18 protein-coding genes and 2 tRNA genes are annotated in these 23,371 nt (G+C 44.2%); 8 read left to right on the top strand and 12 right to left on the bottom strand.

The window, feature by feature from the left end; genetic code table 11:
• Position 1: 1 nt before the first annotated feature.
• The 4 genes from miaA to FEM33_RS13455 all read right to left on the bottom strand — a co-directional run bounded on the left by miaA (position 2) and on the right by FEM33_RS13455 (position 3,607).
• The gene (gene miaA, locus FEM33_RS13470) at positions 2-946 is read right to left on the bottom strand and encodes a tRNA (adenosine(37)-N6)-dimethylallyltransferase MiaA (protein ID WP_139012769.1); all 945 of its coding nucleotides are present in this window, start codon (positions 944-946) and stop codon (positions 2-4) included.
• Positions 947-951: 5 nt separating this feature from the next.
• Positions 952-1,716: a hypothetical protein gene (locus FEM33_RS13465; RefSeq protein ID WP_139012526.1), complete on the bottom strand. Its 765-nt coding sequence runs from the start codon at positions 1,714-1,716 to the stop codon at positions 952-954.
• Between the two features lie 235 nt (positions 1,717-1,951).
• A complete protein-coding gene (locus FEM33_RS13460) occupies positions 1,952-2,557 on the bottom strand; it encodes an OmpW family outer membrane protein (RefSeq protein WP_139012525.1) in 606 nt (201 codons plus the stop codon).
• A 189-nt stretch (positions 2,558-2,746) separates the two neighbouring features.
• Entirely contained in the window at positions 2,747-3,607 is an 861-nt protein-coding gene (locus FEM33_RS13455; protein ID WP_139012524.1) for a methylated-DNA--[protein]-cysteine S-methyltransferase, read from the bottom strand.
• 164 nt (positions 3,608-3,771) lie between these two features.
• Here FEM33_RS13455 and FEM33_RS13450 point away from each other — a divergent pair, with 164 nt between their 5' ends.
• Positions 3,772-4,071 carry a hypothetical protein gene (locus tag FEM33_RS13450; protein ID WP_139012523.1) on the top strand — a complete coding sequence of 100 codons (300 nt, stop codon included), beginning with the start codon at positions 3,772-3,774 and terminating at the stop codon, positions 4,069-4,071.
• Between the two features lie 580 nt (positions 4,072-4,651).
• On the opposite strand, the gene FEM33_RS13445 is transcribed toward FEM33_RS13450, so the two are convergent.
• Positions 4,652-5,632: a Gfo/Idh/MocA family protein gene (locus FEM33_RS13445; RefSeq protein ID WP_139012522.1), complete on the bottom strand. Its 981-nt coding sequence runs from the start codon at positions 5,630-5,632 to the stop codon at positions 4,652-4,654.
• Between the two features lie 94 nt (positions 5,633-5,726).
• Between FEM33_RS13445 and FEM33_RS13440 the strand changes: the two genes are divergently transcribed.
• The 4 genes from FEM33_RS13440 to FEM33_RS13425 all read left to right on the top strand — a co-directional run bounded on the left by FEM33_RS13440 (position 5,727) and on the right by FEM33_RS13425 (position 8,522).
• Positions 5,727-5,948 (top strand): VF530 family protein, encoded by a 222-nt coding sequence (locus FEM33_RS13440; protein WP_139012521.1) that lies wholly within the window; start codon positions 5,727-5,729, stop codon positions 5,946-5,948.
• 52 nt (positions 5,949-6,000) lie between these two features.
• Positions 6,001-6,885: a DnaJ C-terminal domain-containing protein gene (locus tag FEM33_RS13435; RefSeq protein WP_139012520.1), complete on the top strand. Its 885-nt coding sequence runs from the start codon at positions 6,001-6,003 to the stop codon at positions 6,883-6,885.
• A 14-nt stretch (positions 6,886-6,899) separates the two neighbouring features.
• On the top strand, positions 6,900-7,199 hold the full coding sequence (locus FEM33_RS13430) for a chaperone modulator CbpM (RefSeq protein WP_139012519.1): 300 nt from the start codon (positions 6,900-6,902) through the stop codon (positions 7,197-7,199).
• 87 nt (positions 7,200-7,286) lie between these two features.
• Entirely contained in the window at positions 7,287-8,522 is a 1,236-nt protein-coding gene (locus FEM33_RS13425) for a DEAD/DEAH box helicase (protein WP_139012518.1), read from the top strand.
• A gap of 67 nt (positions 8,523-8,589) precedes the next feature.
• On the opposite strand, the gene FEM33_RS13420 is transcribed toward FEM33_RS13425, so the two are convergent.
• Positions 8,590-9,045 carry a CHRD domain-containing protein gene (locus tag FEM33_RS13420; protein ID WP_161597116.1) on the bottom strand — a complete coding sequence of 152 codons (456 nt, stop codon included), beginning with the start codon at positions 9,043-9,045 and terminating at the stop codon, positions 8,590-8,592.
• A gap of 90 nt (positions 9,046-9,135) precedes the next feature.
• A complete protein-coding gene (locus FEM33_RS13415; protein WP_229214236.1) occupies positions 9,136-9,729 on the bottom strand; it encodes an SH3 domain-containing protein in 594 nt (197 codons plus the stop codon).
• Between the two features lie 420 nt (positions 9,730-10,149).
• On the opposite strand from FEM33_RS13415, the gene FEM33_RS13410 reads away from it, so the two are divergent.
• Both FEM33_RS13410 and FEM33_RS13405 read left to right on the top strand, forming a co-directional pair.
• A tRNA-Lys gene (locus tag FEM33_RS13410) sits at positions 10,150-10,225 on the top strand.
• A 97-nt stretch (positions 10,226-10,322) separates the two neighbouring features.
• Positions 10,323-10,395: transfer RNA gene (locus tag FEM33_RS13405), tRNA-Lys, on the top strand.
• Between the two features lie 507 nt (positions 10,396-10,902).
• On the opposite strand, the gene FEM33_RS27050 is transcribed toward FEM33_RS13405, so the two are convergent.
• Both FEM33_RS27050 and FEM33_RS26850 read right to left on the bottom strand, forming a co-directional pair.
• Entirely contained in the window at positions 10,903-11,112 is a 210-nt protein-coding gene (locus tag FEM33_RS27050; protein ID WP_374756433.1) for a GNAT family N-acetyltransferase, read from the bottom strand.
• A gap of 41 nt (positions 11,113-11,153) precedes the next feature.
• Positions 11,154-11,288: a hypothetical protein gene (locus FEM33_RS26850; RefSeq protein ID WP_262711986.1), complete on the bottom strand. Its 135-nt coding sequence runs from the start codon at positions 11,286-11,288 to the stop codon at positions 11,154-11,156.
• A gap of 1,756 nt (positions 11,289-13,044) precedes the next feature.
• Here FEM33_RS26850 and FEM33_RS13395 point away from each other — a divergent pair.
• A complete protein-coding gene (locus tag FEM33_RS13395; protein ID WP_161597115.1) occupies positions 13,045-18,903 on the top strand; it encodes an OmpL47-type beta-barrel domain-containing protein in 5,859 nt (1,952 codons plus the stop codon).
• A gap of 182 nt (positions 18,904-19,085) precedes the next feature.
• Here the strand turns inward: FEM33_RS13395 and FEM33_RS13390 are convergent, their stop codons facing one another.
• From FEM33_RS13390 to FEM33_RS13380, 3 genes are all read right to left on the bottom strand, one after another.
• Positions 19,086-21,476, bottom strand: a complete 2,391-nt coding sequence (locus FEM33_RS13390; RefSeq protein WP_161597114.1) for a Kelch repeat-containing protein — start codon at positions 21,474-21,476, stop codon at positions 19,086-19,088.
• A 445-nt stretch (positions 21,477-21,921) separates the two neighbouring features.
• Positions 21,922-22,527 (bottom strand): porin family protein, encoded by a 606-nt coding sequence (locus FEM33_RS13385; protein WP_139012513.1) that lies wholly within the window; start codon positions 22,525-22,527, stop codon positions 21,922-21,924.
• A gap of 151 nt (positions 22,528-22,678) precedes the next feature.
• Positions 22,679-23,284 (bottom strand): hypothetical protein, encoded by a 606-nt coding sequence (locus tag FEM33_RS13380; protein WP_139012512.1) that lies wholly within the window; start codon positions 23,282-23,284, stop codon positions 22,679-22,681.
• Positions 23,285-23,371 lie beyond the last annotated feature (87 nt).

Here is a 23,371-nt window from a genome sequence, read left to right as displayed (position 1 = left end):
TTCAGGAAAGCCGGCTTGTAAAATTATTGTACCCTTCTGTAACTGCCTGTATTTTCTCACATTCGGAATAATCCTCCGGAAGCCAGTTGACCTGAATTCCGTCTTTTTCCATTTTTCTGAAAAAAGTCATCTGCCGTTTGGCGAAGCGGTGGATTTCCGTTTCAAGCCGCTGCTTCATTTCGTTGTATGTCAGTTCGCCTGTCAGGAATTGGGTTACATATTTATATTCCAGACCATAATAAATCAGCTGCTCAGCAGAAAGCCCGCCGTTCAGCAACGATTGCACTTCTTCCACAAGTCCGTTTTGAAGCCTGCTTTCCAGCCTTTTGCTTATTCTTTCCCGTCTGGTTTCCACAGCCGGGTTGAGGCCAAATACAAGCGGATTATACTTGTTCTGTCCTTTTGCTTCAAATAGGTCTGCATCGGGGTTTCTGATCAGAAAATCGGAAATTTCAATGGCGCGGATCAGGCGCTTGCGGGTGGATGTATCCGCCAGATTCCTGTAAGCGGAATCCAGTTGCTTAAAACGGATCAAAAGGGCTTCCGCCGGCAAAGTTTCCAGTTCCTTCCGGAGTGCTTCATTCACCGGAACCGACGCATAGGCATGGCCTTTCAGCAAGGAAAAGATGTAAAAACCGGTTCCGCCGCACAGGACAGGAACATGCCCGTTTGCTATGATTTCAGGATAAATTCTTTCAAAATCATGCTGAAAATCGTTGACGTTGTACTGTTCGCCCGCGTCACAGATATCGATCAGATGATATGGAATATTTTTTTCGCCAATCTGGTATTCAGCGATGTCTTTACCGGTACCGATATCCATTTTCCTGTAAACCTGACGGGAATCCGCACTGATGATTTCGCCGTTGATTTCATTCGCAATCCTTGTTGCCAGCCGGGTTTTCCCCGAAGCAGTAGGGCCGATGATGACGAGCAGAGGAACCATAATCTTCAATTAACAACCGTTTTTACGTATTTGATGCTTCCGGCGTTGTAAACCGTTAACGAATTTTCAGAATCATTTTGATGCGCATTTAGTTGGTCCGGAAGTGAATTCCTTTGCATGGATTCTGGGTTTAAATGGAACGGGATCGGCGCAATACGGGATATTTTCTCAAAGCCGAGCTTTTCATAATTGGAGCCATCCGACCATTCCAGATCCGCATAAGTCATGATGTCATCCGGTTTGCGCTCGCGGATGAATGCGCGCAGTAATTTATCGAGCCCGCCGACAACATTGCTGTGCAGCAGGCTTGCAAACCGGATCAGTTCATAGGAACGGAATGGCTGCTCGTTACGTCTGAAAATGCGCGGGCGGCTGAAAGTCGCGGCAGCTACCAGCAGTTCTTCTGTTGCCGTATCCTGATAAAAACCTTTATTCAAAACGCGGTAATACCGGGCCGGAAGAAAAAGTCCGTAGCGGTATTTGGACATTACGTCGCCGTTCAGATGATTTTTTTCAATAAAGGAAAATGCAGTTGCCTTGTCGATCCGGCGTACCATGGTTAGCCTTCCGGGAATTTTCTGGGAAATGCCCAACGCAGCGCTGATCCTCGATTTTATGATTTCAGTTCTGGTCATCCACAAGTCATCCCATAAAATAACCGATTTCAATCCGCTTTCCCTGCGTTCTTCTATTTGCTTTATTTCAGCCTGCCATTTTTCCAGCGTACCCGATTTATGCCATTCTGCGGTTTCTGCAGGTGTAATTTCCATTAAGAGATTTTCTCCGCTGAAAACCTTTAACCGGCAGAAAAGTCCGGCTGTTTTTTCTTCCTTACAGTGAAAGTGCAGAGATTCAAGCCATGTGCAAAGCTGTTGTTTAAAAGGCGGCATCATACCAGGCAAATCGGTTTTGGCTTGAAAGCAGGCAAGTTAATGCATGAATAGATAGCAACAAAAAAACGCGCTGTACAGCGCGTTTTTACAACATTTATATAGCGGCAAACAATTATTTTCCGCCAATTCCGAAAATGACACCAACGTTGACACCGCCGAAATTTTTGGTAGATTCAAAGTCGACATTGCTTGCAGAACCGGTTGTAGAGCTATGGTTTTTGTTCCCGAACACAAAGTGATAAATCCCTTCAAGCTGGATTCCGACGTTGCCGAACGCGAAAAGCAAACCTGCACGCGGTGCTGCTCCGAAGTTGCTGTGGCGCGATGATTCAAGAATGGTGTTGCCGTTGAATTTGGCGTCGTATTTGGAGAAATAAACCCCGGCATCCGCACCGACGTAAGGACGGATAAAGCTTTCAGAGAAGAAATAATCAACAGTTCCTGTAACCGGCATGAGCGTTCCGGTGGAGCTTAGCGTTTGTCCGGCAATGGTATAATCGCTTCCGTCTGCATAAATTTTTCCGGCAACCCCGAATGCAAGTTTAGGCGATGCGAATACACGCAGGTTAACGCCACCGCCGGCAACGGTTTTGGAATCTTCAACATTTGACTTTGCGATACCTCCCTGCAGACCCAGAGAAAACTGAGCGAATCCTGTCAGACTGCTTGTAACGAATAATGCTGCAATTGCGAGCGAACGTACGATATTGTTTTTCATTTTGAACTGTATAATTGGTTAATAACTGAACTTGTCATTTCCATTTTCAGTCCATAATAAAATAGTTGTATTTAAAAAAGTTATAAATTATTGTATATTAATTTATTAACCATTTTTAAAATTGCAATTGTTCAATTTTGAAATGTATAAATTTGTGTATTTTATTCCGCATTTCAGGGAAATTCAGGGTTAAGGAACAAGTGAGTTTTGCAATTCCAGCCGTGACGCTTCCCATCCGATGAGCGCTTTTTTACGCAGACTTCCCCAACGGTACTCGCCCAGAATGCCTTCTTTCCGGATGACGCGGTGACATGGAATCAGGTAAGCTACGGGATTGTCCCCAACTGCCGTTCCGACTGCACGAACGGCGCCCGGCACGCCTATGCTTTTGGCAATCTGCTGATAAGTAGTTACCGAGCCATTCGGAATTTTCAGCAGTGCTTCCCATACTTTTAGCTGGAAGTTGGTCCCATGCACAATCAGCGGCAGCCTGACGGGTGTTTGTCCGGAAGGATCAAAAATCCGGTTTACATAATCCTGCGTTACAATATGGTTTTCCGAAATGGCTGCATTCACCCATTTTTTCATTAACAAGGTTAACTGCTCGTTTCGTGTGACCTCATCCACAAAAGCCATGGCGCAAATGCCGCGTTCGGTAACGGCAATAAAACACTCACCGAACGGCGTCTCATGAAAGCCGTAAGTTATGGAAACACCATTTCCCTTATTCCTGAATTCCAGCGGAGTAACGGCTTCCAGCGTAATAAAATGATCGTAAACACGGCTCTGGCTGGAAAGCCCAGCGGATTCTGCCAGTTCAGCAAGATTGGACGATTCACGGATTTTTTCTTTCAGGTACGCCGCCGTTATGTACTGCAGAAATCTTTTCGGGCTTACGCCGGCCCATTCCGTAAATACGCGCTGAAAATGAAACTGGCTTATACTGACTTCCTCTGCTACGTCGAAAAGGGACGGCTGCGCTTTTGCATTAGCAACAATAAAGGCAATGGCTTTTGCAATTTTCTCGTAATGATAAGTTTCCCGGCTCATGTTTTTAGTGCTTCTTTTCCGCAAATGTGCCGTTTTAATCCTTTCTGTTCAACCCGGAACTTGCTTTAAATTTTACCAGAAACTAAATTTAATGATTTACGAAAAAAACACTTTTTTAAATTAGCAGCGTTCAGAAAATATTTCTTTCAGCAAATCCTTATATAATGAAATCCCTTTTTATAGCCTCCGTTTTAATTCTTTCCGGCGTTGCTGTTCATGCGCAGGATTTTGAGTCGGATCTGAAAAAAATGAATGATCAGATCGAATCGGCTTACAAGGATAAAAAAGTGACAGCTGTGGAATACGGCAAACTGATACGCGAGCAGGATCTGATACGGGCGGCCATTGAAAAGGCCCAGGCCGACGATGTGATGACTTCCGATGAAAAGAACCGTATCAATTCCAAGATTATCAGATCAAAGAAGCGGCTGGCAAAATACAAGACTAACCGGGAAGTTTATTGAAGCAAAACCGGTCTGAATCAAAGAAATTTACGGATTGTTATTTGTAGTCATATTTTGTCATTTGTTGTTATAAATTCATTTGGAAATATTTATAACAACATTTTCTGACCTTATTGATTTAGGATTGTTGTGATGAGCGCAGCCGGGTTGCCTTCAGGAATTCTTTTGGCATCCGGCTGCGCTCGGTTTAACTATCCATGCAACCTTTCGGAAACGGGTCAGTAATCTTTTTTACTGTCCTTTTTAGCCTTTTTTTCGGCACGTTTCTCTTTCAGGTTTTTCTCAGGCTCTTTTTTTGCGCTTCCTTTGTCAAGATTTTTACCTTTTGCCATGACTATTGAATTTGGAGTTTATATTGTTCAATTAACTGAATTTCGCGGCTTTTTTGTATTGCTTTAACCTAAATAATTATGCAGTTGTGCTCACAGCTGCAATATTAATATTCATTTTCTGATTAGCGATTGATTGAATTCAGTTTCGGTTAAAAGTTTTTACCAGATCTTCTTTACTGATCAATTCCTGTTCAAAAAGCTGAAAGCCGGAAGCCAACGGCTAAAAGCTAAAAGCTGCCAGCATTGAATTATTTCTTGCAGATTTCGTCCATAATGCGGCTTGCTCGGATGCCGGTTTCGCCGTTGCTCGGGCTTTTTCCTTCGCCGCGCAGTTCTTTTACAATCAGGTCGATCAGCGGCTGCTGCACATGTTCAGGATACGGAATATGGATCACGTTTGTTCCGACTTCATTTTCAACGATAATGTCAAATTTTTCAAAAAAAGAAAACGTTATTTTTCCTTTTGAACCTGTAATTTGTGCTTCGTCCTGCCGCTGTGCTTGGTCAATTGTAAAACACCAGCTTCCGTTTCCCAGTACGCCGGACTCGAATTCAAAACTGGCCACCACAATATCGTCGGCTTCATACAATCCTGCCTGGTTTCTTGAAATTCCCTGCGCCGTTTTCACCGGCCCGAAAACAAACTCCAGAAAATCAAACTGATGCGAGGCAAGGTCGTGAAAATGTCCGCCGCCGGAAATCTCAGGAACAACACGCCAGCGCGGTCTGGCATTTTCACCAACTTCTTCTTCGTAAGGCTGCCATTGCAGGCAAATACTTACAAACCGCACATCACCGATCACCTTCGAGTCAACAAGTTCTTTTACTTTCAGAAAATAATCCAGCGCCCTTCGGTAATAAGCCACAAAAACCGGGATTCCTGCTTCCTTGCCTGCTTTAATGATCCGCTCGCATTCCGCTGCATTTCTGGCCATCGGTTTTTCAATGTAAACCGGTTTTCCTGCCCGAATCGCTTTAATCGCAAGTTCTTCATGCGCATCCGGCGGTGTAGCAATGTAAATGGCGTTGACTTCCGGATCATTGATCAGCTCGTCGGCACTGGCATACCACTTCGGAACGTGATGCCGCTGCGCATAACCGGCTGCTTTTTCTGCGTCTCTGCGCATAACGGCTGCAAGACTGGAATTTGCGACTTTGCTGAAAGCAGGTCCGCTTTTCACTTCGGTAACATTTCCGCAGCCAAGAATTCCCCATCGGATCTGATCCATAAACAAGTTTTGTAAGTTTGAACTAATCATTCCGCATAATAATTATTCAGGGTGATAAATCTACTTTAAACCATTGCTTAATCTGATAAAAGATATGGAAATACAACCGAATAATCCGCTTCACGGCAAAACGCTGGAAGCCATTCTCAACGAACTTGTCGATTATTACGGATGGGAGCAAATGGGATATCATGTGAACATAAACAGCTTCCAGTTTGAACCGAGTGTAAAATCCAGTCTGAAATTTTTGAGAAAAACGCCGTGGGCACGTAAAAAAGTGGAAGATCTTTATCTGAAAATGCTGGAACGGAAATAGATTTATTTACTATTGTCAAAATTGAATATTCTACATTATAAATTGATTTGCTATGCCCTTTGTAGATTATTATCAGACGCTTGGAGTAGATAAAAAAGCGGACGAAAAAGAGATTAAAAACGCGTACCGGAAACTGGCCCGGAAATATCATCCGGACCTTAACCCCAATGACAAGGAAGCGCAGAAGAAATTTCAGGAACTCAACGAAGCCAATGAAGTGCTAAGCGATCCGGAAAAAAGAAAAAAATATGACCAGTACGGAAAAGACTGGCAGTACAGCGAGGAATTTGAAAAAGCCAGACAGTCGCGGGCCAGTGCAGGCCGTCAGGAAGGTGAATGGTTTTCGGGCGGCGGCGACGGTTTCTCTGATTTTTTTGAATCCATGTTCGGTTCCGGAAGCGGTTTCAGCGGAGGCGGCAGACAGGCAAGGTTCAGAGGCCAGGATTATCAGGCGGAAGTTCGTCTGACTCTGAAGGAAGCCTATGAAACGCATAAACGCACGCTGGCTGTAAACGGCAGAAATATCAGGATCAATGTGCCGGCCGGCATTGAAAACGGACAAACCATTAAAATTTCAGGTCACGGCGGGCCTGGCTCAAACGGCGGTCCGAACGGAGACCTGTACATAACTTTTGCTATTGAACCGGATGAAAAATTCCGCAGAGCCGGCAATGATCTTCACCTGAAAGCAGATCTTGATCTTTACACGGCCGTTCTGGGCGGAGAACTTGTTACTGATACGATGAACGGGAAGGTGAAGCTCAATATCAAGCCGGAAACGCAAAACGGAAGTGTTGTAAGGTTAAAAGGAAAAGGTTTTCCGGTGTACAAGCAGGAAGGACAGTTTGGCGACCTTTATGTAACCCTGAACGTTAAAATTCCGACCAATCTTACTGAACATCAAAAAATGTTGTTTACTGAATTATCCAAATCCTAAACCGCTCAGTAGTTATGGAAAACAGTCAGTTAATAGCGATAAAGACATTCTGCAGTTTTTACAATGTAGAGTATTCATTTATAGAATCTTTGCAGCGTAGCGGAATGATCGAAACGGTTGTAGAAAGTGAAACGCAATTCCTGCATGTTCCGCAACTGCAGAAAATTGAACGCATGATACGCCTGCATCAGGAACTGGATATCAATCTGGAAGGCATTGAGGCGATTCATACGCTTTTGGGACGCATTGATGATATGGAAAGAGAAATAACGGGGCTTAAAAACAGGCTCCGGTTTTTTGAACCGGGTTTGTAATAAATCAGGCTGTTACCGGATAACGGGCGTATCTTTACGGGATTTTGAAAATCAGGGAAAAAGGTTTGCCTGAATAGATGACAGTTTATGAAATTTGAAGATTACCAGATTGCCCCGGAAATTAAAAGAAGCCTTGAAACAGCAGGCTTCAAGCGCCCGACTGATATTCAGTTCAAGGCTATTCCGGCGATTATAAAAGGAGAAGATGTACTGGCCATTGCGCAGACGGGAACAGGAAAAACGGCTGCTTTCGCCATTCCGGTTATTGACAAGCTGCACAAGCAAAAGGTATCAAGCAGATCGGAGGGAATAAAATGTGTTGTCATGGTTCCAACGCGGGAGCTGGCGATTCAGATAACCGAAGTTTTCAATAAAATCGGGCAGCATACGCGTGTCAAGGCGTTCAGTGTTTTCGGCGGGGTAGAGCAGGGGCCGCAGATTGCACAGCTGGAAAAAGGGATTGACGTGCTGATTTCCACGCCGGGCCGCATGTTCGATCTTGTAAGTCAGGGTCATATCAAGCTGAACCGGATCGAAATCCTGATTCTGGATGAAGCCGACCATATGCTGGATCTGGGCTTTATCAAAGATATTCAGGATCTGATCCGGTTTTTGCCAAAGAACCGGCAGACGCTGTTCTTCTCGGCAACGATTAACGATAAAATTAAAAAACTGGCTTATTCTCTGGTTAGAAACGCGATCCGCATCCAGATTTCACCAAACAATCCGGTTGCCAAAAATATCTCGCATTCTGTTGCTTTTATCGGCATGGACGACAAGCGTTTTTTTCTGGAACGGGTGATCAGGGAAAATCCGGAAAGTAAAATCCTGGTTTTTGTCAGGACCAAAGTCCGTGCGGAAAGGGTTTTTAATGCTTTGGAACGAATGGGCATCAGAAGCCTGACCATCCACGGCGACAAAGATCAGGCAGACCGGCTTACTGCGCTGAATGAATTCAAAAAAGGGAACGTTAAAATTCTGATTGCAACGGACGTAAGTGCCCGAGGAATCGACATTGCCAATGTAGACTATGTAGTAAACTACGATTTGCCGGAGCAGGCCGAAAATTATGTACACAGAGTAGGGCGTACGGGCCGGGGCACGCAAAAGGGGTTGGCCGTTTCATTCTGCAGCCCTGAAGAAAAACCCGTTCTGGAAGAAATACAGCAGTATCTGGACAAGCCGATTGACGTTCTTAAAATTTCATCTTCCGAATATTCGCAGACACTGGATTTTACCGAAGACACTTCCGATGATCTCAAATCCCTGATGAAAGAAGTTGAGGAATTTGAAACGGCAAAAAGGAAAAAGAAGAAAAAATAGGCAACAATAAAAAAGGCTTGCAGAAATTTTTCTGCAAGCCTTTTTTATAACGGAACCGAATTAATCATTAGTCCTCGCCAAAAGTATCCGGTACGATTTGTCCCCGGATTTCACCATAGATATTTTCCTTTGTAACGATGTTCACATATAAAGTGCCGGCCATCAGAACAGCTTGTTCTGTTGTGTTCAGTTTTTTCGTTCCCTGAATCTGGTTTCCTGTCGGATTCACAGCCAGTTCAAACAGGATCGGACCTGCCTGCCACGCCGGGCCCGGATTGTTAATGGTAATTGCAGTGGGCGTAATGTTTTGATAATTAATGTTGTATTTAAGCTCCATTGTGTTTTTGTTGTATTCAAAAACACCGGTTCCCTGTGCAGATGAAGTTACTTTGGGAATAGTCGGAGTACTGTTTATAACAGCTGTCAACTTGACAATATCTTCTTTGTGCGGTCCTTCTTCTTTACAGGAAGAAACAAATCCTATCATCAAAACTCCTGCGATCAACAGTAAAAAATGCTTCATTGGCTTTTTCATACATCATTAATTTAAAAAATTTAACCCTTAAATATACATATAAACTTGTCACCCTACAAAAATGATACCAAACGGCCGTTAAATATCCAGGGCATCACTTTTGCGGATATAAACGATTTCGTTGTCCCAGATTACCCTGTTCCAGTGATCCACAGAACCTAAAATAGTAAGCTTGTGACCTTTCCCGATCCTTTCGATTACCGAGGACGCAGAAGAAGGTTCGTCGCGTAAAAAAGTATTTTCATTGACTATAATGCATGTCTGATAAAGTGACGGAACATTCAGCAATCCCAGTAAAACCAGCAGATAAGCAACGATTGAGATCTTATGGATTTGAAGGATCGGTTCTCTCCGCCGCGATTTTGTCACCATGATTACAACTATATAGGTCCCCAAAGTTAGAAGCAATATCGGAATGTAATCACCATATCTTCGATAAAATATTATAAAATAGTTGTAATCATCAAATTCATAACCTTTTATATTTTGCTCTTCGGCCAGTTTATCCATTTTTTCAAAGAGCCTTCGGGAAGGATTGATCAGGGCCAGTTTGCTCAGGTAAAACAGGCAGTCTGTATAATTATTTGTCTTTTCTGACAAAAAAGCGAGCTTCAACAGCAGTGCTTCGTTATTTTTTTCCTGTTCGCTGAAATTTTTTTTATACAAAATCATTGACTCCGTATACCGCGCCATAGCAAACAGAGAATCAGCAGTTTTTAGCTCTTTATAATTGGCAGAAAGTGCTGTTTTCGGCACCAATATTGATCCCGTTATCAGCCAAAACATCAGGTATTTCTTACTCAGGACTTGCATTATACTTTTTAGAATTCTACTTTTGCATCGCAATTACGGAAAATGCCTCGGCTAATCCAATGAAATGCAGAATTCCAGAGCTGAGACAACGTTAAGCCTTTCAAACTCGGAATCCGAAAAACTGAAAGTTGAACAGTTAAAAAACAAAATTAACAAAACAAGATTCCGTAGCTCAGCTGATAGAGCAATACACCGCGCGGCGTCCGCTTTTAATGTATGGGTCCTGGCTCTTACATGAGAAGATAGCAAAGAGAATACAGGTGTTAAAAGAAAATAAATGATTCCGTAGCTCAGCTGGTAGAGCAATACACTTTTAATGTATGGGTCCTGGGTTCGAATCCCAGCGGGATCACCAAGTTTTGAAATATTTTAGTGTAAGCTTCTCAGCACAGCAATTAAAACATTGGCAAAACAAATTCTGAAATTGAACAGTTAAAAAATCAGCAAAACAAGATTCCGTAGCTCAGCTGGTAGAGCAATACACTTTTAATGTATGGGTCCTGGGTTCGAATCCCAGCGGGATCACTGAATAGCGCCTCGACAGGCGCTTTTTTCATTTACCTTGCATCCTTTTAATGTATGGGTCCTGGCCGGGCGGCCGATGCCGTTCGAATCCCAGCGGGATCACTGAAAAGCGCCCCGGCAGGCGCTTTTTTCATTTACCTTGCATCCTTTTGATGGATAGGTCCTGGCCGGCGGCCGGTGCCGTTCGAATCCCAGCGGGATCGCTAAAAAGCGCCTCGACAGGCGCTTTTTTCATTTACCTTGCATCCTTTTAATGTTTGGGTCCTGGCCGGGCGGCCGATGCCGTTCGAATCCCAGCGGGATCACTGAAAAGCGCCTCGACAGGCGCTTTTTTCATTTACCTTGCATCCTTTTGATGGATGGGTCCCGGCCGGTGGCCGGTGCTATTGGTATTGCAACAAGATCACTGGAACTTAAAAGCCTGCAAATTCAGAATTTGCAGGCTTTTAAATAGCTCTTTTCCTTGTTTATTACTTTTGAAAACAATATGTCAAAAGAAAAAAGCATTCACGACAAATTGAAAATTGTTTTTTCTAAAATTCTTATGGAAGCAATATTATCGTAAGCAGATTGTACTATCACTGGATCAACTTCTATGTGTTGAAGCGCCCATTGTGATAAGGTTTTCAATGCTTCGGTGGCTGAACCTTTACATTGCTCGTTTGCATCAATTATGTAACCGATTTCTGCTGCTTTGTTTTCATTTGGAAATCCGATATATCCGATGCCGCTTATCGAAGTATTGGTGCTTTTCAGTATTACTTCCCGGTTGATGTACCATTCATCAGCAATGGAAATTCAAGCATTTTGGGAATCCAGAAATTGATCAGTGCATCTTCGAGTTCCGTAACATAAAACGGATCGATTCTCATGTTCGAAGGCTCCCGACTCATTTTGGAGTGGAAAGCCGGGCAGGATTTTCACCATCTCATTTATAAATGTAAGCGGTATTTTTAGGGAATCAGTTAGAAATCAATGCTTCTATTTTTATTGTTTCAGCTGTTTATTCTTCTGTAAATCAGGTTTCTGTCAGGATTTATATTCCAAGGTTGCCTTTGGCTAATGCATGTCTACCGATTACTGGGCCGTGCTTGTGCATGAACATCAGAACCGCTTTTTTGCACATGACATATTGAAGCAATGCTGCAAAAATACCGCCATTAGGCTGCAAATCACTCCTGAAATGTAAAAGCTGCTCCTGACTGGATCAGCAGGAAACAGGAAAATTTGTTTGATCCACGAAGAGCGCATGCAAGCAGTTGCGAAACCTGTTACAATAGCAGAATGGACCGAGAAGAACAACCGGAATGGAAATTGCTTCTTGAAGCAATACTAATGGCGATTTTTACTTACGCCCTGGTTATTGTATTTATTATAATTATAAAGTCCAACTGCTAACCGGACTTAAGGGTTTCAGGATGATACAAGTCGTAAATCTCAATTAAACTTCTTTTTTAAGAAAAATTTTATACGGTTTCTTTTCCGGCATTTATTCAGACTTGAATATTATACTTTCTACTGGTGTTCACTTATTGCTGAATAACGTCAAGCCATGTAAATAATGCATTCGCCTTTTTTTGTGAAACCATAATGGGCAGCAGGTAAAATAATTCATTGAAGTAATAATTAATCTTTATCCAATCTTAAATCCAGCCACTTTCCCGGCTTCTGTTATTTCGGGATCATTATATTATAAGATTACTTATTAGGTGTATCGAAAGTTTAATCCAATCCAGTTTCAATTACGTATAATTATATATGTAATAATTAATATTTTTGGAATATATTAATTGGATGGTTTTGTATTTTCCTTATCAAGTAGTTCGTAAAAATCACTATTGAAGTCAGAAAAAAATGGTCTGATTGGCAGCGTTACAAAAATCTTCCGTTGTGACTTTTGAACGAAGTAACCTTGTAATTTGAAGCTAATTTAATACGGCTGTATGGGCCGCTTAATTTTACATTTTGTCCGTTTTAATGAATAATTCTCCATTCAAAGGCTTATTTTAGCAATTTTGGCGTAGGTGTATTAGCAAAATCCGGTAATTAATACAGGATGAACTTCGAAATAACAATTTGGATAAACAGATCAACTGTACATGTGAAATCCGGCTTTGCTGATATGAAATCGATGTCCTAAGTCCTGAAATTAAATCTTAAAAACTGTTTTAAATCCGCTCAGAAACAGGGTGTAATTTTTCAATTTTCTTAAACTCCATTTTGTATTGAATATACGATTGGATAAATGTTCTGAAGGTTCTGTTTTTTAATTCAACGTATCTTTCCCTTTAAAAAAGATACATCTTTTTCATAATCAAATATCACAATAGTTGATTTTCCATTGCTGATCAGGAAAATTATAACCTTTTGTGATTCAAAGCCTGGATACTCGATTAATTCACATTTATCGGTTTCAGTTGACGGCAATCGTAAACAATCAATCACCAAAACAGCTGTATGTGCCGGTTTGTTAAGGTAAGTTAATTTGAAAAAAATATCTTTATGCGCTCTTTGTTCTCTTCTTTTAAAATTGGTTATAAGCTATGTCTTATTCTGATATTATCATTTGAAATTCCACAAACTGGCTTTGGCAAATACTCCGGAGAAAGGTATAAAGAAACGTTTTCTTCTGATCGCAATCGGGAAGTATTGGATATTCTTGCTGACGGCTGCTCGCCGGTAAGTACGTTGCCCTGTTCATCGCTCAAAGTAAATTTGCCCTTTAATTTGAATTTCAATGCGGCTGTACCGGGAACAATAAAGGATAAAAATGGCAAGGGAACAGGTTTCCGGACGGTAAATCCTTATTCGGGCAAAAGACTGATCGTGGATGGCCGGACAGCAAATACGGCGGTTCCGGGCTATAATCCTTCCAGAATAACTTTGACGGACGGAAGGCTGCAACTGGTTGCCAACAAAGGAATTGATTTTATATCCAACAACAATCAGATCAATGTTCTGGGTGTAAAAACGCCGGACGTTAAAAAAATACAGCTTGAAGTCGACATCATAAAACCGTTTAACGGAATAGGGTCCCAGCAGGCAGGATTGTGGTTTGGCCTGAATGACAAAAATTATCTGAAAGTGTATGTTTCGGGGAACAAAGTGGAGTTAAGGAGAGAAATAAATGATGTTTCGAGTACGACGACAGGCCTGGACAATCCGGATCAGCGGACAACGGCTGTGATCAAGGATCTGAATACGAAAACCGTACGTCTGAAAATGGTTGTTGATTTTGCAGCCGGAACCGCTGAGGGTTTTTATTCCACGGACGGAACTACCTATACAAGTACAGGAACCTTGTACGATAATCCCAAATTGAAAATCGGCGGAATGGGACTGAACAGTGGCCAGACCTATTCGGGAATTTTTGCAAGCTACCGGAACGGCCTTTTTCCTGTTACTTATAATTTCGACAATTTTTCAATCAAAGATCCGGCTGCTTCCGGTTTCCAGACTGTAAACATCAATTTTCGTCCGAAAGGAACTGCTGCACCTTCGGGCTACAAGGCGGATAACGGTTTGTCATTTGATGCAACCCGGAAGTACGGCTGGCTTTCGTCACTGACCAAAAAGCCGTCGGATTACAGCGCCAACATGCGATTGCGGAGCGGCAGCATAGCTGCTAATCAGTTGTCGCTTGTTCAAATGCAGTCATCCACCAATAACACAGATGCCGGAATCTGGGAATATGCACTTGCTAACGGTACTTACCGCGTGACAGTGAGTGCGGGCGACAATGGTGCATATTATGACAGCAACCATCAGTTGAATATTGAAGGACTTCCTGCTGTAAGCGATTTCAGGCCATCATCTCAAGGCAAATTCCGGAAAGCGACGGCAACAGTTCAGGTCAGTGACGGCAAGCTGACCATTAATGCGGCAGGCGGCAGTAATACCAAAATGAATTACGTTACGATCCAGAAGGCCGGAACGATTTCAGATGCAACCGCGCCCGTTGTAAGCGCAAGAATGGAAGGCACGCTTAAATCCCCGAAGATGTACGAAAAGCAGGTCAGAATATTCCTGACAGCGACGGATGCAGGCGGTTCCGGTCTGAAAACCTTTGAATATGCCCTTAACAATGGAACTTACTCCCGTTATACCGCACCTTTTTCCATTGATAAATCCGGAGATTACAGTCTTAAAATCCGTGCTACAGACGGCAATGGAAACCAGACGGTCAGTAGCCCTTATGTGTTTGGGGTTTCGGATCAGCAGACCAATTACAGCTTCCGGCCTGCATCAGCTGCGGGTAAAGTACCCTCCGGGTATACGGCTGATACCGGGCTGCCGTTTGATACCGGCCGCGGATCCGGATGGATTTCTCTGTCAACCAAAAAACCTGCTGATTACAGTGGTAATATGCGGATCAGGAGCAGTTCGGGCGATGCCAGTCAGTTGTCATTTGTACAAATTCAGTCTGCTACGGATAATACGGCTCCCGGACGCTGGGAACATGCGGTTGAAAACGGAACCTATACAGTTACCGTAAGCGCCGGGGATAATAATTATTATGACAGCAATCATCAGGTTAATGTGGAGGGACTTGCGGCCATCAGCGATTTCAGGCCAACTTCCAAAAGCAGGTTCCGGGTAGCAGTAGCAACCGTGCAGGTTGGTGACGGCAAACTGAGCATTGATGCGGATGGCGGAAGTAACACCAAGATTAATTATGTGCGTTTTGCGCCGGCTGTTAAAGTAAGTGACGTTGCTGTTCCTGTTGTGAGTGCAAGGATGGAAGGCACACTCAAGTCCTCCGGTGTTTATGACAAACAGGTGAAAATACATATGACAGCTTCCGATGCGGGCGGTTCGGGCTTGTCTGCATTTCAGTACGCATTAAACGGCGGCGCATACATTAATTACAGTGGACCGTTAACGCTGAATACAGCCGGTGATTACAGTCTTAAAGTTCGCGCCTCGGACGCAAACGGCAATCAGGCTGCGGTGAAGACTTACAAATTCAGCATTGCAAGCGGTGCCGTCAAAACATTTGCTTTTTCTTCAGAGCGGCTGAGCTTTACGGTTCTGAGAGGCAAACAGGTAAAATCTCAGTCTGTACAACTGACATCAAGTCCCTCAACCACCACATTGCAACTGTCAAAAACCGAAGCCAGCTGGCTTACCCTGCCGAAAGCTTCAACCGGTACTGTTCTATTCGGGACTGAGCAGATCAGCTCCGATATTGAGCCGGGTTATTATCAGGCGCTTGTAACTTGTTCTGCCCAGGGCTATACACCTGCAACGCTGCTTATAGACCTTCATGTTGTGGAAACTCTGCAGCCTGCGCCGGTTTATGTCAATTTTCAGGATCCTGAAACAATTCCCCCGCTGGGCTATATCCGTGATTCCGGCCAGCCTTTCGGGACACGGACAGGACGGAATCAGGGCGCGGAACTGGAGTACGGCTGGAAAAAGCGTTCAGACGGCAGTTTGCTGGACTTGTCAGCCAACGGCCGCAACCGCAATACTCCAGAAGATGTGCTGCTGGCAACACTGATGCACATGCAGGCCAATGACCTTCCGGGCACCTGGAACGGAGTACGGACCGAAGCATACTGGGAAATGAAACTGCCCGACGGAACGTATGATGTGAGCGTATCTGTAGGCGATGGAGACGTAAGTGCCACGCCGGAGGCACATACCATTATTGTTGAGGGAATTCCGTTTATCAATCAGTTTGTGCCAAATGGCAAAAAAGGGACAATCAGCCGTTTTAAAACGGTTGCCGCACGCGTCAAAGTAGCAGACGGACTGCTGACGATTCAGGCTGACGGCGGTACCAACACGAAGATATGCTCCGTAAGTATTGTACCTGTAAGTGTTGATCCTTATCTGTATTGGGCCAGCAAAGATTCAAACATCATCATGAAGCAGGGCAGTACGGAAAGCAACAAGTTTTCGGTCGTGCTCGGAAGTTCTGATAACTCCGCAAGTACATACAATTTGTCCGCTGTTTATGGTACCGGTGCTACTGGCTGGATGTCTTTCGGTTCATCACAAAACGGTTCGCAACCGCAGGTCAGCTTTGATTATTCGGCAGCTAAAAACCTTTCGCCGGGTATTTACAAGGCGACGGTAAAAGCTGTTTCCGGGAAACTTACCGCCGCTTCTTTTGATGTCCAGCTGAATGTGGTGGATAGCCTCAGGCCTTATGTAATTTCTTCCAACCCCGTCAATGGCCAGACGCAGGTCAGCTTAAGTACGGTGAGTATTGCGGCCAATAACCTGCATGTGCCGGTTGTTGACGGATTTCAGGGCGGTGTCAACAACAAAACCATCGACAGCTCGACCGTTCTGCTGTATAAACTGGTGGATGGAAAAGCTGTTCCGGTCAAAGGAGTTGTGCAGGGCACAGGCGGCGGGGATGTGATCAGCTTTTCGCCATCCGGCGGTCTTGAACCGAATACCGTGTACCGGTTTGAGGTTACTTCCGGGGTGAAATCTTATACCGGCGCCCGGTTTACACCTTTTGAAACTACATTTACAACCGCAGCTGCCAAAGTGGATTCCAGTAACATTCTGGTTGCGCAGTTTGACAAGGTGCCCGTTGCCGGTACGCAGAACAAAAAGTATACTTCCGTAGCCATCGGCCCCGATGACCGCTTCTATGCATTAAGGCTCGACGGTGCCATTGAGCGATACAATATCAATCACAGCAACGGTACCTTGTCGGGCCGTAAAACCATTAACACGCTGGTGACCAAATATGGGAGCCGTTCCGCAATCGGGCTGGCTTTTGATCCTGCTTCTACTTCCGGAAATCTGACGGTCTGGGTTTCGCACAGCTCGCCCGGGCTTACCTCGGCGCCGGAATTTGACGGCAACATTTCGCGTCTTTCTGGTGATAGTCTGCAGAAAGAGCAACTTGTCATTACCAAACTTCCGCGTTCCCGCAGAGATCATCTGGTTAACGGACTTGCCTTCGGGCCAGACGGCGCGCTTTACATGTGTCAGGGCAGCATGAGTTCTGCGGGCTCATTTGATGCAGACTGGCAAAGGAAAGAAGCATTGTTGTCAGGAACCGTATTAAGGCTTGATCTTGAAAAACTGAAATCGGTAACACTGCCGCTCAATGTACAAACCACCTCGGATCAGAGCCTGATCAACAATGCCCCTGCCATGTCGGCCAAAATGTCCGACGGAAGTTACAACCCTTACGGAAGCAGCTCACCGCTGACCATTTATGCATCCGGTGTCCGCAACGCGTATGATCTGGTATGGCATAGCAACGGCCAGCTTTATCTGCCAACGAACGGCTCGGGCGGCGGAGGAAATTCGCCGGTTTCAGTAGCAGGCACCAGGCGTCCGGACGGCTCATTATACAATGGCCCGCAAGTGGACTCCACACGGATGATCAAAGCACAGAATGACTGGCTTTTCCGCGTTAACCCGAATAAACCTGTCGGATTTTACGGGCATCCCAACCCGTTGCGCGGCGAGTATGTGCTCAATCGCGGTTATCTGGACAATCCGTTGTATCTGCCGTCCGTCAAACCGGATGCAAATTACCGGCCCGGCTACAACTTCGGACTGAACAATTCACCCAACGGCGTGCTGGAATACAAGAGCGGTAATTTCAACAATGCTTTGAAAGGCAAGCTGCTGGTGTGCAGGTTTTCCGGCGGCGGCGACATTGCCGTCATGCAGCCGGGATCTATGACAAAAAGCAGTGATGCATCGGCCGATAAAATCTACGACATTGTCCGGGTAACGACCGGCTCCGGCAACAACGGCCTCGTAGGAATGTCGGCATTCGGAAATCCGCTGGATATAACTGAAGATGTTACCAACGGCAACCTTTATATTATAGAATACAACTGGAACGACAGTCCGAACCTGGTTTCTCAAATAACGCTGCTTCGAGCAAGGGCAACCACTGCTGCGGCACCTGTACTTCGGGTGGCAACTGCGCGGCAGCAGGAGCCCGGTGAAGAGGAAAGCTATATGGTAACCATGAGCAACGATGCCGACAGTACGCTGCTGATCAGGGATATTGCCATAAAAGGAGAGGATGCGGCAAGGTTCCGGGTAGCGGACTTGCAACTGCCAAACAGCCGGCAACCTATTGCTTTGCAAAAAAACAGCCCTGTCAGTTTCAGGGTACTGGGAAACCGGTCCGAAGCTCGCCTCCGAAAGGCTACGCTGGTCATAACCAGTATGGACCAGACCGTCCGTGAAGTGGACATCAGTGATGTATTGCTAAAAGAGACTGACGTTGAAAGTCAGAAGGAAACGGCTCGCAGCCTAAGCGTGTATCCGAATCCGGTCGGTGCGGGCGAGCCCGTCCATGTGGTACTTTCGGGCTTTAACTCCCGTGAACCGGTAAGTATTTATCTTTATGATCTGCAAGGCAATATTGTTCGTTCTGTAAGCGGGATAACCGGAAGAGACGGCACTTTGACAACGCAAATGCTGCCGGCCGGAACAGATATAAGAAGCTTTATTATCAAAGCCGTTTTCTCGACAGGAACGAAATCTGCCAAGGTCATTCATTTCAACTAGAAATCAGCGCTGTAACACGGATTTCAATCACGGAAACTCATGCCGCTATTTGATAGAAAGGGTCTGATATAAGATTTAATTGCAGGTTCTGCAAAAGAAAAATGCTTCTTTGATTCATGTAAATAGTACAGATCAAAGAAGCATTTTGTTTAAGGAAGATCAGAAACGAGCTTGCTACAAGATTATGGTACGATCAGCTTGTTCATGCAGGAACCCGTTGCGGTTTCTGCTTTGATCATATATGTATTTTTTGATAATGAAACTTTTGGTACAAACGATATATCGGCAATTCCTTTGTCATTTGTCGTGCAATTTTCCTGCTGGATGATTTTACCGAAGGAATCCGTAACTGTAATCTTTACCTTTTCGTTGATGCCAAAATTTTCCAGCTGAAGGTTAACCGTATTGTTTACGGCCGGATTTGGAAAAACGGTCATTTTTTTCACACTGAACGGTTCCGATGCATTCAGTCCATCCGGAGCGAAGCTAGCCGCCATACTTCTTGTATTGGCCATACTTACCGGAATTCCTTTGAAGGTAGAGTTGGTTTTGGAGCCGCCGGTGTAATATAAAACGCCGTTCAGAAGAGCAGCAACACCGGAGAACCTTGCTTGCGGCAAAGGCGACAGGCTGGTCCAGGAATTGGTCGCAGGAGAATAGGCAGAAACCATGTTTGTGGAAGCATGTTGCACGGCTTCACCGCCAAACACGATAATTCTGTTGCCCGCAATTACAACGCTGGAAGAAATATGTCCAAGTCCGTTATTGCCGGGTGCCGGCAAATTCGCCATTTTCGTCCAGGTATCCGAAGCCGGATCGTATCTGTGTACATCCTTTGAAGTAACCAGTTGACTATCATGTCCACGCTGACCGCCGATGTAATAGATCTTTCCTTCAAACACGGCTGATCCGGCATGTTGTCTTGGATTAGGCAGCGGCGCACGCGTTTTCCAACCGGCTGCAAGGTTGTTCAGGTCCAGTTCGTAATTATTTCCAAGATCCTGCGTACGCGCTGCGTTTGTACCCCCGATATGATACAGTTTTCCGTTCAGGTATTCAAGCTGTCCGGCGGCAATCCGGATCGGAAGGTCGGGCAGTTTGGAATAGGTGTTTGCAGCCACATTGTATTTCCATACTTGCTGAACACCAAAGGTTTGGCCTGTTCCCGAAGAATGGGATGTATAACCGCCGGCCATATAGATATCCGTTCCGTCGTTTGTAATTCCCGCATGTGTAACACCTCCGAAACCTTCACCGTTTGGCGTATGCGGCAAATCTGCAATGCTTGTCCATTTGTTGGTTACCGGATCGTACTTGTAGGCTCTTTTTGTAGGCGTAAATGTGGTTTTCTGACTATCAAAACCGCCGAAGCTGTAAAGCTTGTTGTTAACGACCTCGCCTTGTGCTTCACTGATTTTGTAAGGCTGAGATGCCGTTGTGCCCCAGCTGATGCCGTTGAAATCCGGCATCGTTTGTCCGGGCGTGATGTTCAGCTTTACAATGCTGGTGTCCTTCAGCTGACCGGCAGCAGCAAGTACTTTCAGGTTGTAAACAGACTGCGTATGGTAATTCAGTTTTTTACTGACCACAATCTGTCCCGTACCGGAATTGATGCTGAGGTTATTGTTTGAGTTTCCGGAAATGATGCTGTAGGAAGCGGTACTTCCATCCGTTGCCGTTGCCTTTACAGTACCCGCAACTGTATTCAGGGCTGCGTTGTCGGCCAGTTCAAAGTTGTAGGCAGACAAGTCGAATTGCAGTGATTTTTTAATCTGAAAACGGTCGAAGCTGTAAACAACCGGCGAAGCGCCGTTGCGGTAGGAAGCATAAACACCGGTATAAACGGACGTATTCGTCAGTCCCATATCTGAAATATTCAGCGCAGGAGCAGGATAACCGGCACCGACATTCGTGTACGTACTTCCCTTGTCTACCGTGTAAAAAGCAGAGGCAGTATTGCTGACCGGATCAATAATCAGTTTAAGGCCGACATTCTGCGCTTCCAGTCCGCTGATCGTTCCGGTTACGCGCTGATCCGGATTCTTTGAGCCGGGCGTTTTGGTAGAAAGATCATTAACTTCTTTTCTCAACTCGATTTTGTTTGCGCTGATATTCAGTTTCAGATACGTTTTGTCATTGAGCCCGAACCAGATTCCGGCCTGCTGATCTTCATTGCCGTTAAACGGATTGGTAATGTAGGCAATGATCTCGATCTTGTTGTACGTATCAACCTGAACACCCAGTGCATTGATCTGATTATTGCTGTTCAGAAAACTCAGGCCCTTTCCGGATGTAATGTGCAGCCTGCCATTGGCCATTCTCAGATTATACTTTGAATAACCCGGAATGTTGGAGAAAGTAGGCAAGCCGTCCTGTGCCAGTCTGGTACCGGAGTAATTCTGGACCATCGTAAAGCCCGTTCCCAGATTGTTGCTGTCCTGGATGGTATTGGCAACAGGATTATAAAATTCAAGTTCAAAGGGCAGACTGGCTTTAAGACTGCTGCAAGGATACGGGCTGATGGAACCGCAGTTCTGGGCCTGAGCAAACGAAATAAAAGCGAAATGTAGCAAAAATGCTACCAATGATTTTGCAGTGAACCTGGAAGGAGTACACTTTAAGTGACGTTGCTTCGAATAAATGTTGAAAATGCGAACATTGTTGTAGAAGAAAATTCTCATAACGAACGTTTTTGTGAATAAATTAGAATTTGTAAGCCGGCAGCTAACTCGGTAAATAACATGCCAGTGTCTATGCTAATATAAAGCCATTTTTAAGTTAATTCTGATAAACGCGAATATTTTACAACCTCATTTTACAAGTTGGCGGGGAAAGAGGAGGAAAGGTGGTAAGAAGGAAGGCAGAAAGGAGAAAGGAGAAAGGAGAAAGGAGAAAGGAGAAAGGAGAAAGGGTGGAATGTATGGAGGGATTCAGGCTGTTTGCTATGCCAGCAGGTAACAGAATTTCTGTTCAGGCAGAGTATGGCCGCAAGAACGTGGAGCATGAAGAAGTCAAAAATCAATTCTTTTTAGCGATTTCATAACTCAGCGAAACTTGTAAAGTGCGGTTGCTGAATCGAATCGTGTTTAAATGTTGTCCTTGTGAATCTCTGCTGTCAATTGTATTAACTGGAATCAGGCCATGATTGTATCTCAATCCAAGGCTAAATAGGGAGGAAAGTCTGAATTCAAATCCCGAATCTGCACAAACATCCCATCTTCTTTCCACAAGCGCAATGCATTGTTGGTAATTCAAAAAGTAAGAGGGTTCCAGACCTGCCGTCACTAAAATATTTTGGCTCAGTTTGTAGTTCAGCAAAACAGGCAATGTTAAATAATGAAAACGTTTTCGGAACCAGATCGAGTTGTTTTCGGCAAATCCTTTTACTGTATAACTTAGTTCTGTCTGTAATCCTGATTTGTTGTTTAATTCTGTTTTTACCAAACCGGAAATATGATAGGCAGGAAGTGGCTTGAAAGATGGTATGTCTGAATCCAGATTTGTTATAAAAATCTTTGACGCGTTGACACCGGCACGGATTCCAAATTGCTGATTTTGAGCAAAGCATTGAAAAGGTTGCAGTAAAATGGACAGCAAGAAAAAATTCAGCAGTTTTATCATCATGGATATGTCTTTAATTACCTGATAACAGAGTGTTAAAATCCGTTACAAGGTAATTTGGCTATATCAATACTTTTAATGCGGTTATCCTATGGCAAAGGATAATGATCAAACGGCAGGCTTAGTGGTTTTTTATCAACAGGCTTCATGCTGATTAAATCTCCGAATCATTTTTTAAACTGATTTTATATTCCTTTGAATCCTTGTTGTCCGGTGACCATCTGAATATGACTTTGGTGAATTTCAGATCGTGTACAATTTCATTGATGTTTTTAAGAAATGACTTCTGACTTTGTTTGGGTTCAAACTTTTCACTGGTAAAAACAAGAATTTCATTCCGGTTTCCCGTGCTTGCAATCTGAATATTTTCCTGCTTAAGAACTGCTTCTTTAGATTGTATATATGATTTTCGGAGTTCAGGAAATTGCTTGGTTTGTATTTGTATAATCTTGTCTTTCAGTATATTGCTTTGTTCTTTAACTTGCTTGTCTTTATGGTTCAGTGCTTCGTTGTATAATGCCGCATTGGATTGGTGCCAGGCAATGCTGGTTGCCAGATCGGAGTCTGTTTGTCCGGATTTGAGTTTTTCATCAATGTCAATAATTTTGTTCTGAATAAACAACAGTACATTATTATTGTCGGCAATGTCTGCTTCTTTTGGTGAAAAGTAATAATAGGCAATTCCCGCCGCTGCTGCCGTCAGTAAAAAAAATACGATATACTTGAAAATGTTCTGTTTTTCAGGAGCACTGCCTTCCATCTAAAAATCTGTTTAATTTCCTCAATGATACTCTTTTTCTGCTATACCAGAAATATGCCGTCACTTATTTCTGTAAATAGACGGGAT

It is taken from the genome of Dyadobacter flavalbus, assembly GCF_006149045.1.
Lineage (GTDB): Bacteria > Bacteroidota > Bacteroidia > Cytophagales > Spirosomataceae > Dyadobacter > Dyadobacter flavalbus.
The sequence above is the reverse complement of the archived record's forward strand: the minus strand, read 5'-3'. Positions and strand labels throughout refer to the sequence as shown.

Bases quoted from the DNA above. Each gene is read 5' to 3' on its own strand.
- miaA (WP_139012769.1), bottom strand. From the start codon at position 946: ATGGTTCCTCTGCTCGTCATCATCGGCCCTACTGCTTCGGGGAAAACC.
- FEM33_RS13465 (WP_139012526.1), bottom strand. From the start codon at position 1,716: ATGGAAATTACACCTGCAGAAACCGCAGAATGGCATAAATCGGGTACG.
- FEM33_RS13460 (WP_139012525.1), bottom strand. From the start codon at position 2,557: ATGAAAAACAATATCGTACGTTCGCTCGCAATTGCAGCATTATTCGTT.
- FEM33_RS13455 (WP_139012524.1), bottom strand. From the start codon at position 3,607: ATGAGCCGGGAAACTTATCATTACGAGAAAATTGCAAAAGCCATTGCC.
- FEM33_RS13450 (WP_139012523.1), top strand. From the start codon at position 3,772: ATGAAATCCCTTTTTATAGCCTCCGTTTTAATTCTTTCCGGCGTTGCT.
- FEM33_RS13445 (WP_139012522.1), bottom strand. From the start codon at position 5,632: ATGGATCAGATCCGATGGGGAATTCTTGGCTGCGGAAATGTTACCGAA.
- FEM33_RS13440 (WP_139012521.1), top strand. From the start codon at position 5,727: ATGGAAATACAACCGAATAATCCGCTTCACGGCAAAACGCTGGAAGCC.
- FEM33_RS13435 (WP_139012520.1), top strand. From the start codon at position 6,001: ATGCCCTTTGTAGATTATTATCAGACGCTTGGAGTAGATAAAAAAGCG.
- FEM33_RS13430 (WP_139012519.1), top strand. From the start codon at position 6,900: ATGGAAAACAGTCAGTTAATAGCGATAAAGACATTCTGCAGTTTTTAC.
- FEM33_RS13425 (WP_139012518.1), top strand. From the start codon at position 7,287: ATGAAATTTGAAGATTACCAGATTGCCCCGGAAATTAAAAGAAGCCTT.
- FEM33_RS13420 (WP_161597116.1), bottom strand. From the start codon at position 9,045: ATGAAGCATTTTTTACTGTTGATCGCAGGAGTTTTGATGATAGGATTT.
- FEM33_RS13415 (WP_229214236.1), bottom strand. From the start codon at position 9,729: ATGATTTTGTATAAAAAAAATTTCAGCGAACAGGAAAAAAATAACGAA.
- FEM33_RS26850 (WP_262711986.1), bottom strand. From the start codon at position 11,288: ATGAGTCGGGAGCCTTCGAACATGAGAATCGATCCGTTTTATGTTACG.
- FEM33_RS13385 (WP_139012513.1), bottom strand. From the start codon at position 22,527: ATGATGATAAAACTGCTGAATTTTTTCTTGCTGTCCATTTTACTGCAA.
- FEM33_RS13380 (WP_139012512.1), bottom strand. From the start codon at position 23,284: ATGGAAGGCAGTGCTCCTGAAAAACAGAACATTTTCAAGTATATCGTA.